Source organism: Herbaspirillum sp. SJZ107, from assembly GCF_006715485.1.
Taxonomy (GTDB): domain Bacteria; phylum Pseudomonadota; class Gammaproteobacteria; order Burkholderiales; family Burkholderiaceae_D; genus Telluria.
This window is the reverse complement of record NZ_VFNH01000001.1, coordinates 1,338,387-1,351,063: the sequence shown is the minus strand read 5'-3', so window position 1 is coordinate 1,351,063 and position 12,677 is coordinate 1,338,387. Positions and strand designations below refer to the sequence as shown.

8 protein-coding genes are annotated in these 12,677 nt (G+C 67.8%); all 8 read right to left on the bottom strand.

Annotated features, from left to right (window positions below; all coding sequences use genetic code 11):
- Nucleotides 1–3 precede the first annotated feature (3 nt).
- Nucleotides 4–579, bottom strand: coding sequence for a PEP-CTERM sorting domain-containing protein (locus FBX97_RS06055; RefSeq protein ID WP_141829516.1), 576 nt, complete (start codon nt 577–579; stop codon nt 4–6).
- 145 nt (nt 580–724) lie between these two features.
- On the bottom strand, nt 725–3,118 hold the full coding sequence (locus FBX97_RS06050) for a DNA internalization-related competence protein ComEC/Rec2 (RefSeq protein WP_141829514.1): 2,394 nt from the start codon (nt 3,116–3,118) through the stop codon (nt 725–727).
- Nucleotides 3,119–3,171: 53 nt separating this feature from the next.
- Complete coding sequence (locus FBX97_RS06045) at nt 3,172–4,767, bottom strand: T6SS immunity protein Tli4 family protein (protein WP_141829512.1); 1,596 nt, start codon at nt 4,765–4,767, stop codon at nt 3,172–3,174.
- Between the two features lie 215 nt (nt 4,768–4,982).
- A complete protein-coding gene (locus FBX97_RS06040; protein ID WP_141829510.1) occupies nt 4,983–6,653 on the bottom strand; it encodes a triacylglycerol lipase in 1,671 nt (556 codons plus the stop codon).
- Nucleotides 6,654–6,686: 33 nt separating this feature from the next.
- Nucleotides 6,687–9,506, bottom strand: a complete 2,820-nt coding sequence (locus FBX97_RS06035; RefSeq protein ID WP_141829508.1) for a type VI secretion system Vgr family protein — start codon at nt 9,504–9,506, stop codon at nt 6,687–6,689.
- A 254-nt stretch (nt 9,507–9,760) separates the two neighbouring features.
- A complete protein-coding gene (locus FBX97_RS06030; RefSeq protein ID WP_141829507.1) occupies nt 9,761–10,570 on the bottom strand; it encodes a TatD family hydrolase in 810 nt (269 codons plus the stop codon).
- 4 nt (nt 10,571–10,574) lie between these two features.
- The gene (lolD, locus tag FBX97_RS06025; RefSeq protein WP_141829505.1) at nt 10,575–11,294 is read right to left on the bottom strand and encodes a lipoprotein-releasing ABC transporter ATP-binding protein LolD; all 720 of its coding nucleotides are present in this window, start codon (nt 11,292–11,294) and stop codon (nt 10,575–10,577) included.
- Between the two features lies 1 nt (nt 11,295).
- Nucleotides 11,296–12,561 carry a lipoprotein-releasing ABC transporter permease subunit gene (locus tag FBX97_RS06020; RefSeq protein WP_141829503.1) on the bottom strand — a complete coding sequence of 422 codons (1,266 nt, stop codon included), beginning with the start codon at nt 12,559–12,561 and terminating at the stop codon, nt 11,296–11,298.
- Nucleotides 12,562–12,677 lie beyond the last annotated feature (116 nt).

Sequence of the window (12,677 nt, the reverse complement as noted above, 5' to 3'; positions counted from 1 at the left end):
GTATCAGGGCGCCGGCGGTTTCCCACGCCGGGTCCGGCGCGCCAGGCCGATCAGGCCCAGCCCCACCAGCGCCATGCTGCCGGGCTCGGGCACCTGGCGGAACACGCCGGTCGCGCCCGCGCAGGCCGTCCACGGTGCGCAACCCGCCCACACCATGCCGGCATCGCTATTGGCGTTGGTGACGGTGAACAGGCTGCCGACGCTGTCCATGAAAACATGGCTCTCGATACCGATCGCCTTGAAATTCCCGGACAGTGTCAGATCTTTTTCGAACACGATATCCATGTCGAGCAATTCGCCTTCGCCGAAGGGGCGCTCGGCCGGCAAATAGGAAATCGGCTGCGCCGGCCCGGGGAAGGTGTAATGAAACGAGACCAGGCCGGTATTCGGCAGGAACTGGTACTGGCGCGCCCACACGTGCACCGCACCGGCGGCGAAGGCGGCGTCGGTGAATTCCATGCGCAAGGTCAGGTTGTAGGGCGCGGCATTGTTGTTACCCTGCCACTCGTAGACGACGTTGGCCTGGCTGCTGGCATGGATGGACAATGCGGCGACGGCGCAGGTAATCAGCTTTTTCATAAGTCACTTTTTGACAGTAAGCATCTTTCACAAGCACAAGCTATGCCATTTGGATTCTTTTCAGCAATTTCAAAGACTTACGGCAACACTGTTCCGGCAGGCTGGCGCCTCTGTAAATTATCCCGACATTGACAAATTGTGAACTTCAGCGCCCGTACCAGTAGCGGGTGTGAACGGCGCGGTAGCTGTCGATGGCGACGGCGTCGCCGGCCTCGATCGTCAGCGCACCCGCGAGGTCGGTCCGCAGGTGCTCGATCCCGAGCGTGGCGTAGCGCTCGACGACCTGTTTCTTGGGATGGCGATAGCGGTTGCGCCACCCGACCTGGAAGATTCCGACGCTGGGCTGTACCGCGCGCAGGAAAGCCGGCGTCGACGAGGTGCCGCTGCCGTGGTGCGGGGCCAGCAGGACGTCGGCCTGCAGCCGGCCGGGCGCGCCGGCCACCAGCGCCGCTTCCTGGGCGGCTTCGATGTCGCCGGCCAGAAGCACGCTGCGCCGGCCGCTGCCCTTGCCACGGCTGATGCGCAGCACGCAGCTGCGCGCATTCGCCTTCAGGCCGGCGTCGGCGTAGCTGGCGGGCGCCGGGTGCAGCATCTCGAAACGGACACCGTCCCATTCCCAGTGCTGGCCGGCCGCGCACTGCAGGTGGCGCGGCGCGGCGCGTGCGATCGGATGCCCGGCAGCGAGCGAAGACGCCAGCCAGCCGACCTTCAGCTCGGCCAGCAGCGCCGCCGCGCCGCCGGTGTGGTCGAGGTCGCCGTGGCTGATCACCATCCCGTCGATTGCGCCGATGCCGCGCATGCGCAGGTAGGGCAGGAGGACGCGGCTGCCGGCATCGGCGCCCGGCGCATAGCCGGGACCGGTGTCGTACAGCAGGCGGTGGCCCGCCGTCTCGACCAGCAGCGCCATGCCCTGCCCGACATCGAACGCGGTCACGCGCAAGCCGCCGTCGGGCGGATGGTCGGGCGCCTGCAGCAGCAGCGGCAGCCAGGCCACGGCGCCGGCCCAGCGCTGCGGCCAGCCGCGCGGCATCAGGAGCCACAAGGTGCCGCCCGCCGCCAGCAGGAACACCCACGCTTGCGGCGCCGGCGCCCGCCACACGGCGACCGGCAGCGCGGCCAGGTGGCCGAGCAGCCAGGCCAGCGCCGCCACCGCCGCATGCGCCGGCACCAGCAGCCAGCCGCACAGCGGCTCGGGCAGCAGGCTGCCGGCCAGCGCCAGCGGCGTGACGACGAAACTCACCAGCGGGATCGCCACCGCATTCGCCAGCGGGCTGACCAGCGAGACCTGGCCGAACAGCAGCATCGTCAGCGGCACCAGCCCGAGCGTGACCGCCCACTGGGTGCGTCCGGCCAGCAGCAGCGCGCCGCGCATGCCGCGCGGCTCGGGACCGAGCCGGCCATGGCCGGCGAACAGGATCATCGCCACCGCACCGAACGACAGCCAGAACCCTGGCCACAGCACCGCCCACGGGTCGAGCGCCACCACCACCCCGAGCGCCGCGCACAGCACGTGCGTGACCGCGCTCAGGCGCCCGCTCCACAGGGCCAGCGCCACCACCGCCAGCATATATAAGGTGCGCTGGGCCGGCACGCCGAAACCGGCCAGCAGCACGTACAGCAGGGCGGCCACGGCGCCGGCCAGCGCCGCCACCTTTTGCGCCGGCAGCAGCAGCGGCAGCTGGGCACCGGTAAAGAACGAGCGCCGCCACAGCGCCGACACGCCCAGCGCCACCAGCCCGGCGATCATCGTGATGTGCAGGCCCGAGATCGAGATCAGGTGGCCGATGCCGGTGCGGTTGAACACCTGCCAGTCGGACTGCTCGATGCCGCGCTGGTCGCCGATCACAAGCGCCACGATCACGCCGGCATAGTCCCTGCCCGCCAGCGCATGCAGGATGCGGTCGCGCAGAAAGGCGCGGCTGCGCTCGACCGCGGTGCCGAAGCCGGGCACCACATCGTCGAGGCGGCGGTTGTCGCGGCCCGCCGCCCGCACGTAGCCGGTGGCGCGCAAGCCCTGCTCCAGCAGCCAGGCTTCGTAATCGAAGCCGCCCGGGTTGGCGTTGCCGTGCGGGCGCTGCAGGCGCACCGTGAGCTGCCAGCGCTGGCCGGGCTGCACCTCGGCGAGCGCGCCGGCGGCATGGCCCCTGTCGGCGTACCAGGACAGGGCGACGCGCGGCGGTACGGTTGCCTGCGGCGTCAGCGTGCGTTCGACGTTCAGGTTGAAGCGGATGCCCTGTTCGAAGCGCGCCGGCAGGCTGCCGACGATGCCGACGACCTGCAGGTCGCGGCCTTCGTCTTCGGTGGACAGGGCCGGCGCCAGCGCCAGGTGCGCCAGCAGCGCGGCCCAGGCGTAGCCGAGCATGATGCCGGCGCCGGCGCAGGCTGCGATGCCGGCTGCGGGCCGGGTCATGCACCGCCCCGCCAGCAGCAGCATCAGCGCGGCGGCGGCGCAGCACAGCTGCAGCCAGGACGGCGGCAGCGTGGCAGCGTTCTGCAGGAGCAGGACGCCGGCGACGAAGCCGAGGATCAGGCAGCGCATGCCGGATCAGGGGAAGGCGTTGCCTGCATCAGGTTCCGGTCCAGGCGCGCGCCTCAAGCCAGGGCCGGCGGCTCGCCAAGCGAGAGGCCGGCGTCCGGCATCGGCGTGCCTTGCGTCATGGCAGGCGCCTCGACCTGGCGCATCAGTTGCCAGAGGCTGCGGCGCTGGATCACTTCGGGGCCGTCTGCCTTGCCGAACACGCCGGGCGGCACCTGAAAGGTGGCCACAGGGAGCACGCTGCCGCGTGCGAACCAGCGCGTGCCGTCCAGCGCGTGTACTTCCTCGCAGCGCCACCAGCCACTGGCCGGGCAGGTTTCACCAGTACGCACGTAGGTCCCGACCGCTGCGCGCGGTTCGGCGGTGGCCGATTCGAAGCCGGCCGGTGGCGGGCTGGCCGCCGCCAGCGAAACGACCGACGTCACCCGCGGCCGCATACGCTTGTCGACCAGCGTCCAGGCGGTCAGGCGCGGACTTTCCATGCTCGGCTGGACGCGCCGCACCTTTTGCCACAGCGTCTGCCTGGGCAGCAGCAGTGCCTGCGGCATGCGCTCGCCCTTGCGGATGTATTGCACCTGGCCGCCATGCACGTCGAGGCCGGGGCCACCCTCGCGGCATTGCCACCAGCCGGACTGCGGGCACATGTCGCCGGCGATGGCCGTGGTGCCCAGCTGCGGCGCCGGCGGTTCGGCGGGCGGGTCCGACGGCAGCGGACCGTTCGGGCGCAGGCGGATGCTGGACGAAATCGCCTCCCATAGCGCCAGCACGGCATCTTCATGCAAGCTCGAATCGACCGGCTTGCCGCCAGGTTCCGGGCTGATCCCGGCATGCAGTTCCAGCGACAGGAAAGGCTGCAAGGGATCGTCTTTCACACCTTCCGTTTCCCACACGAAGCCAAAGGTCGTTGCGAAATTAAACTCGCGAACACGCTCCAGCGACTCTTCACCGGGGAAATTGTTAATGTCGCGCTTGCCCGTGCGAAGTTTGGTCACGCGCAACATCTCATCGGCACCGGCGTCCGCATCCATCTCCGCCACGCGCGTCAGCAGACTGCGGGCGCTGCGCCCGCCGGGCAGGCTTGCAAACGCCATGCCGATATCCGGGTGGCCGGGCAAGCCGATGTGCATCACGACATGCTCCGTGTTGTGAGGCGGAAGCGGCTCGGCGAACAAGGCGCGCCCGATACAGAAGCCTGCCACGGCTGGCACCTCGTCCTCGCCTCGCAGTTGCAGCCTGGCCAACAGGGTCTCTGCAACCTTGGCGTCGGCCGCGTCTGCCACTTTCCTCGACAGCGTAAAGCTGAGCCCCCCGGTGTGGGCATGCGCTTCGAACGAGACGAACTCGTCATCGACGCGCCGGTCGCCTTCCATCCAGTAGCCGCGGTTGAGGCCATAAACGAAGTTCCGTCCCGACATACCGCCGACCCGCAGATCGGACGCTTCGACCATCCCGCCCGTGCCGTCGGTGGCGCCCCCGCGCGACCGGATCTCGGCTTCGCGTGCCGCCAGCCGTGTGCTGAATGCGGTCTCGCTTTCCTCGACCGTGTCGATCGCAAAGCCATCCATCATCTGGTTTGACAGGCTGACTTCGGCATTCGCCGGCACATCGACGAGGAAGCGCCCGACGCATACCGTTTTTACCTTTTCCGTCATTTTCGCCACCTCGGATCTGTCCCGCATACTCCGGACCTGACTGGCTGCCCAGCTTCCCGCACAGCCCAGGGCCGCCAGCAAAACGATGACTTCGCGCCATCCGCGTTTCCTCATTCGCATCATGGCAAACTTCTATGGCAGTCCGATGATCGAACGGGGAGTCAACAACGCTGCAAAGCGCGCGATGAACGTCCGTCCATGTTTGCTCAATGAGTTCATGCCAGCGTCTGTACCATTTTGACAATGAGGTGATGGGTCAGCAGCAGAACAGCGTCCTGGTTGAACGCTTCCTGGTGATCGAACCCGCGGATGTCAAACATCTGCCGCACCATCCCTTTCGGTCCGGCACCGGACTGTTGCGGGACAGTCCCATCACCAGCCACATCTTGTCGCGCCGGGACGAAATGCAGGTCCGTGCGCCCCTCGACACGCACGCGCCGGCCGCCCGACGGTCCATAACCGGTTCCCGCCGCGCCGCGCAGGTTCGCCTCGGTAAAGACGGCACCGCCGCCGGGATCGCGCGCTACCCAGCGCACCGCACCGAAGGACATCTCCGCCGGATCGGTGCCATAAAACACATACGTATTCGGATGATAGTAGGTACCGAGCTGGTCCCGGTGAAACCGCTCGGCGACGTCGATCGCGGCGCGGATGTCGCCCTTGACCTTGCGGAGATCGCCACGCGACTTGTTGGCGGGATCGGCCAGTTGCGGATCGACCAGCCGGTACCATGAATCCATATCGCGGTACATGTCGTAAGGGTTCCCAGCGGGCAGATGCGCGACATCACGTCCCGTATCCTTGTTATTGACCCGGCTGACCATGTAGAGGTGCAGCCACGGCCCCGGATACAGATGATTCGGCAGAAGCTGCAACGCCCCCGGAGAATTTGCCATCACCGCCATCGTCGATTCGGGCCGCTCGCCCAGAATTTCCGCCACCGCCTCGGCCGTCTTGTTCTGGACCTTGCCGTTACTGGGACTCCACTTTTCGGTGCCGCAGGCGATCCTGCGGTAACAGACAGGCGCGCCCAGGGCAGGCATGACGCCGTGAATCACACCGAGGATGCGGTCGGGAATCTGCTTGGCGCAGGCACGTGCGACGAGTCCGCCCATCGAATGCGTTACCAGGATGACTTTCTGGCAATCGCACTTGCGCTGCTGCCAGAACGCGATGATCTGCTCGATGCGTTCTTTCAAGGCATTGGCCGAGTCTTCGCACGATTTGAGCCAGTTGTAGCCGCAGGCGTACACCGGATAATAATAGTCGGCGTGCTTTTCCAGTTCTTTCTCGGTAATCTTCTCGATCGATCGGACGCCCCACCTGGCCGGGTCGCAGTCGATCACGTCGCGCCAGTGGCGGCGCAGTACGCGCACCCGGTCCAGCGGGTCCATCTCGAAGGTATGGTTCAAACCGATATACAAGCCATACAGCAGCTTGCCATAGGAGTCCGCGTGGACTTCGCCCCATCCGCGCTCGCGTACCTCATCCTTCGTCGTACCGTATTGCGAAGCATCGTCCGGCAGGTTGATGGCACCGCGGTTATCCACCTCCAGGATGTCGCCATCCAGGATCAGTTGGCGGGTACGTGGATTACGGCTCTTCCAAAGCCGTGCCGCGGTGACACCTTCGACGAGTCCATTCGGGGCACGCCATGCTTCTTCGCCGGGCTTCAGCAAACGCTCCGCCTGTTTGGCAGCTCTCGGCCCTGCTTTCAAATTACTGCCCATGATCCCGGGTACCACGATCACCGGTACCACCTTCCTCGACGGCATCGTGAAGCGCCCGCGCGTATGCAACGCAGTCGGCGTCAACACCGTATGCCCCACCCAGCTGCCATCGGGCTGCGGGACGAGGTTCGGCAAGGGGCGGGTCGGGTCGGCCATGGGGCGCTCCGTTATCGTTATGGGTGGGACGGATCAATCGGGGAGGAAGGTGATGGCGACGTCGCCGATCATGTCGCCGATCAGCAGCGAGGTCTTGCCGGTCTCGTCGGTACGGCCGGTGACCGTGCGCCCGTCTTCCAGCTTCGCCATGTAGCGCTGGTTCGGTACCGGCTTGCCGGTCTGCTGGTGGTGCAGCACCACGTATTCGTCGGTCTGCAGGCGCGCGCTCGGCAGCTTGAGGCCCTGTGGCGTCGCGCCGCCCGGCCCCAGGTGCACGAAATCGGCGCCCTTCATGACTTGCGCGCCGCTGGTCTGGTGCGTGATCGAACCCTCGGCCCAATCGGTCTGGGCGCCGGGCGCGACCACCCTGACGAAGGGCGCATCGAGTTCGATGCCCTCGGCGGCGATCAGGCTGATGCGGCCCGAGGACTTGATCTCGATGTGGCCCTGGTCGGTCTGCACCACGATGTTGCCGCGGCCGGCCACCAGCTTCAGGCCCAGCTCGTGCGCGAACATGGCGATGCTGCGGGCGGCGCGCAGGAACAGGTTGCGCCCGGCCGCGACTTCGGTATCGCCGGCGCTGACCACGTCGATCTTGCTCGACGCGCCCAGCGCCAGGTTGTCCTGGCTGGCGACGATGATGCCGGCCGGCGCGGTCGCGGCCACGATGGCTTCGCCGCCGCCCGTGCCGCCCTCCGCGACGTTGCTGCCTTCGTGCCAGCGCTTCAGCTTGTCGACCAGCGCCGCCATGCGCTCGCCGGCCGGCTCGTCGCCGGTGTGGACGGCGGCCAGCTTGCCGACTTCGTCGAGGATGCCCTGCATGACTTCGGCCAGCCCGACCAGGCCGGCGCGCCCCAGCTGGGCGCCCTCCGCCTCCGGGCTGGCTTCGGCGCTGAGCAGCACGCCCTGGCCGCCGCGCACGGCAACCGCCTTGTCGCTGCGCAGTTCGGCGCCCTCGCCGCGCGGGCTGCCCGCGCCGCCGGCCTTGGGCCGGGTCAGCCAGCCGAGGTTCAGTTCGGAGCTGCCGTGGTCGCTGGCGAGCTGGGCGCTGATCTCGCCCTGGCTGTCGTCGAAGCGCAGCTGGTTGCCGCGCCGGCCCTGGATTTCGCGGGTACGGGTCCCGGACAGGTAGCGGTTGCCGGGCAGGTCGCCGACGGCGCTGAAGCTGGGGGGCGCGGCGCGCTGGTTGTAGAGTTGGGCCAGCACGATGGGGCGGTCCGGGTCGCCGCCGAGGAAGGCGACCAGCACCTCGGTGCCGACGCGCGGCAGGCCCAGGAAGCCGGACTGGTCCCGGCTGCCGGCGCCGCCCCCGTTGCCCGGACCGCCGTTGCCGGCCCAGTTCGAGGCGACCCGTACCCAGGCCGAATCGGCCGGCGAATCCGAAGCACCGGCGCCGTGCGCATGCGCGTGGTCGGCAGCGCGCATGCCGGGAAAGCGGATCTTCACCCGGCCCAGCGCATCGCAGTGGACTTCTTCGCTTTTCGGGCCGACCACGATCGCGCTTTGCAGCTGCGGATGCGGCAGGTCGATGCGCGGGTCGAAGGCCGGCACGATCGGGATGCCGCGCCGTACCGCCGAAAAGCGCACGCGCACGCGCGCGGCACCGTCGCCGGTGCGCGGCGCTGCCAGCGGCGGCCAGGCAGGGTCAGGCAGCAGGCGGCTGGCGCGGGCGTCGAGTTCGCGCGGCAGGTTGTTGTCGGCGCTGACGTGCAGTTCGGTGATCACGAAGTCGCGCTCGGATGCCGGGTGGGTGTCGATTTCCGGATGGCCCTCCAGCGAAAAATACTGGCCGGCGCAGAAGTCGCGCACGCTGCCCTCGCCTTCGAAGCATTTGGACGCGAACTCGTGGCGGTGCATGCGCACCTGGCCGAGGCGCCAGCTGTCCTCGACGTCGTTGCCGGCGTGCGGGATGTCGACCAGGTAGTCGTCCAGGGTGGCCGCGAGGCGGTTGCCGCCCGGGCCCTGGTCGGCGTTGCCGCGGCTGCTGGCCGTCATGAACTGGGGCGCGCCCGGGTTCTTGTAGTCCCAGCTGTGACGGGTGGTGACGCCCGGCTGCAGGCGCCGCGCCGCGGTCCAGGAGGTGATGGTGTCGCGGCCGTCGGCGGCGGCGTCGCGGTGGTAGCGCACCGTGCCGGCGGCATTCCGGGCCAGGCTGTTGGCATCGTTGAACAGCACCAGCGTGTGCGCCGGCGTGCGGTCGTGCAAGGGGTCGACCGCGGTGGTGCGGCTGCGGCCCGGCCGGAACAGCCAGCCGATGCCGCGCCGTTTGAGCAGGCGGCGCACGAAGGCAGCATCGGATTCGTTGTACTGCATGGTCTGCTCGCGCGGCGGAAAGGCGCGCATGTCGAACAGTGGGTCCAGCTCGACTTCGAAAGCGCTCGCCAGTACCGTGTTCGCATGGCGCCATTCGTCGCACAGCACCTGCACGATCTCGAGCTCGTTGTGATAGCGGAAGATGCGGCTGCCGCTGCGCTTTTCCATGACGGCGAAGACGTCGCGCAGCACCAGTTCATAGGCAGCCAGGCCGCCGTCGGCGTCGCCGGCGCGCGCTTCGGTGACGATGCCGCACACGCTGCGCAACTGGCCGCGGTCGGTGACGAACTGCAGCTCCGCCGGCAGCGCGATGAACTCCTTCAGCGGCAGCGCCGGGCTGCCGGCCAGGCAGGCGATGCGGTACTCGATGCCGCCGCAGACCGCTTCGCTGCCGACCACGCGCTGCGGCAGCAGGACGTCATCGAAGGTGCTGGCGCCCTGCTGCCCGCCGTGCGCCAGGCGCAGGCGCAGTGCGCGGTGCGCGGTGCTCAGGGACTTTTCGTGCTGCAGGACCCGCAGGAACTCGCTGGCGCTTTCCACAATCTCTCCGATGACGATGCCGCAATGCGGTAGATGTGGTCATTTTTCCATGCTTCCCGGACACGGAGATTATGATTCCGCAGACGCGCGGAAGCGATTCCAGCGCATCTGCAGGGTGGCGTGTGACGCACCGTGGAGGCGTGTGGTGCGGACGATGGCAAGGCCGTGGAACTCGGCGCAGCGGGGGCGGTCTGAACGCAGTTTATGCAGCGGCGGTATGCGCCTTGACTACGCGGCGCGGATGGGTGCCCACCCTACATCAGCGCAGCGAGCCGCGGAATGGCCTTGAGCGCGGCGGCATGAGTAACCGCCTGCACCTCATCGAGCGGTATGCCGCGCAACTCGGCCAGCATGCGCCCGATCGCCGGCAGCTGTTCCGGACTGTTCCGCCCCGGATGCACCCAGCTTGGTGCAATGTCCGGCGCATCGGTCTCGAGCACGATGGCGTCCAGCGGCAGCTGCAGCGCCAGCCGGCGGATCTGCAGCGCGCGCGTAAACGTCATGGCGCCGCCGAAGCCGAGGTGGAAACCGAGGTCGATGAAGTTCTGCGCCTGCTGGAAGCTGCCGTTGAAGGCATGCGCGATGCCGCCGTTGGGGCGGAGCTGGCGTAAATGTTTCAATACCTGGTCCTGCGAGCGGCGCACGTGGGTCAGCACCGGCAGGTCGAAATCGCGCGCGATGCGCAACTGTTCACGCAGGAAGCGCTGCTGCTTCTCGCGCATCGCCGGTTCGCACAGCATCGGGATGAAGAAATCGAGGCCGATCTCGCCGATGGCGACGAAGCGCGGGTCGCCGAGCGACGCTTCGACGCGCCGCCGCAGTGCGAGCAGGTCGTCGTCGCTGGCCCGGGGCACGCAGATCGGATGGATGCCGAGCGCATAGCTGGTGTTGGGCGCGCCGTCGGCCAGGCGCTTCACGACGTCGAAGTTGCCGCGCTCGACCGCCGGGATCACGATCATGCCCACGCCCTGGGCGCCGGCACGCCCCGCCACGGCCAGCGATTCGTCGCCGAACTCGTGGGCGTCGAGGTGGCAATGGGTATCGATCCAGAGCGGCGCCGTCATGGGGTCAGCGCTCCGGATGCAGGCCGTGCTCGGCCAGGCGCAGCACGCGGTCGCAGCGGCGCGCCAGTTCCGGGTCGTGGGTGACGATGACGAACGAGGTGCCGAGGGTCTTGGACAGTTCCAGCATCAGGTCGAAGATGCCCTGGGCGGTCTGGCTGTCGAGGTTACCGGTCGGCTCGTCGGCCAGCACGCATGCGGGCTGGGTGACGAGCGCGCGCGCCAGGGCCACGCGCTGGCGCTCGCCGCCGGACAGTTCGCCCGGACGGTGGATCGCGCGCTTCGTCAGCCCGACGCGCGCCAGCATGGCCTCGGCCTGGGCGACTGCGTCGGCACGCTTCATGCGCCGGATCAGCAGCGGCATGGCGACGTTGTCGAGCGCCGAGAATTCCGGCAGCAGGTGGTGGAACTGGTAGACGAAGCCGAGCGAGGCGTTGCGCAGCTCGCCGCGGCGGGCTTCGGACAGCGCCGCGAAGTCCTCGCCCTGCAGCGTGACCGAACCGGTGCTCGGGGTATCGAGGCCGCCGAGGATGTGCAGCAGGGTCGACTTGCCGGAACCGGAGGCGCCGACGATCGCCACGCGTTCGCCGCGGCCGATCGCAAAGTCGATGTTGCCGAGCACCTGGACCGAATAGTCGCCCTGGGTGAAGGTCTTGCCGACGCCGCGGCAGGCCAGCACCGCCAGCCCGCCGGCAGCACTGTTATTGTTGTTCGATGTGTGGTTCATGTCATTCATAACGCAGGGCCTCAGCCGGTTTGACGCGCGACGCCGAGAAGCTCGGATAGATCGTCGCCACGAATGCCAGCAGCACCGAGACGCCGCCGATCTTGAAAACGTCCGGCCAGCGCATGTCCGAAGGGATCTCGCTGATCAGATAGATGTCCTTGGACAGGAACTGGATGCCGAACAGGTGCTCGATGAAGGGCACGATGACGTCGATATTGAGCGCCACCAGCACGCCCAGGCCGACGCCGGCCAGCGTGCCCATGATGCCGACCAGGGCGCCCTGGATCATGAAGATCTTCATGATCGACTGCGGCGAGGCGCCGAGGGTACGCAGGATCGCGATGTCGGGCTGCTTGTCGGTGACGGTCATCACCAGGGTCGAGACCAGGTTGAAGGCGGCCACCGCGATGATCAGCGTCAGGATGATGAACATCATGCGCTTTTCGGTCTGCACCGCGGCGAACCAGTTGGCGTTGAGCTTGGACCAGTCGCGCATCACCAGGTTGCCCGACATCTGCCCCTTGAGCTGGGCCGCCACCTGCGGCGCCTGGTGCATGTCGGCGATGCGCAGGCGCAGGCCGTTGGGGGCGTCGAGGCGCTCCATGCGCTCGGCATCCTGGATGTGGATGAAGGCCATGCTCGAGTCGAATTCGTAGTGGCCGGCCTCGAAGATGCCGGCCACGGTGAACAGGCGCGAGCGCGGCACGATGCCGGCCGGCGTCATCTGGCCCTGGGCCAGCATCATGTTGACCTTGTCGCCGACGCCGACGCCGAGCGAGCGCGCCAGCACGTAGCCGAGCACGATGTTGAACTGCCCCGGCCGCAGGTCCTGCAGGCTGCCCTGGCGCACCTGTTTCGCCACGTCGGACACCTTGGGCTCCTCGTCGGGCAGGATGCCGCGGATGTTCGAGGGCTTCATGGCGTCGTCCTTGACCAGCAGGCCCTGGGTCTCGACGAAGGGCGCGGCGCCGCGCACCGCCGGGTTGCGCAGGGCTTCCCCCTCGGCCTTGCGCCAGTCCGGCATGCTGCCGCCCGCATCGAAGACTTCGATATGGGCCAGCACCGACAGCATGCGGTCGGTGACCTGTTTCTGGAAGCCGTTCATGACCGACAGCACCACGATCAGCGCCGCCACCCCGAGCGCGATACCGGACACCGAAATCAGGGAAATGAAGGAGATGAAGCTGTTGCGGTTGCTGCGCTTGCCGGCGCGCGTGTAGCGCAGGCCGACCAGCCATTCGTAGGGCAATTTGTGGATGAGGCTCATGTGCTCCGGTCTAAAACCATCTGGTGTCGCAGTGTGCCACACAAAACTCATCCATGTGGGGTCTTGTCACAATTGGAATAACAATTTCCTAACAGAGCGGCCAAAATTGGAATGAA

What these genes read in the sequence shown, in the direction of transcription:
- FBX97_RS06045 (WP_141829512.1), bottom strand. Translation starts at nt 4,767, where the DNA reads ATGACGGAAAAGGTAAAAACGGTATGCGTCGGGCGCTTCCTCGTCGAT.
- FBX97_RS06055 (WP_141829516.1), bottom strand. Translation starts at nt 579, where the DNA reads ATGAAAAAGCTGATTACCTGCGCCGTCGCCGCATTGTCCATCCATGCC.
- FBX97_RS06040 (WP_141829510.1), bottom strand. Translation starts at nt 6,653, where the DNA reads ATGGCCGACCCGACCCGCCCCTTGCCGAACCTCGTCCCGCAGCCCGAT.
- lolD (WP_141829505.1), bottom strand. Translation starts at nt 11,294, where the DNA reads ATGAACCACACATCGAACAACAATAACAGTGCTGCCGGCGGGCTGGCG.
- FBX97_RS06050 (WP_141829514.1), bottom strand. Translation starts at nt 3,118, where the DNA reads ATGCGCTGCCTGATCCTCGGCTTCGTCGCCGGCGTCCTGCTCCTGCAG.
- FBX97_RS06020 (WP_141829503.1), bottom strand. Translation starts at nt 12,561, where the DNA reads ATGAGCCTCATCCACAAATTGCCCTACGAATGGCTGGTCGGCCTGCGC.
- FBX97_RS06030 (WP_141829507.1), bottom strand. Translation starts at nt 10,570, where the DNA reads ATGACGGCGCCGCTCTGGATCGATACCCATTGCCACCTCGACGCCCAC.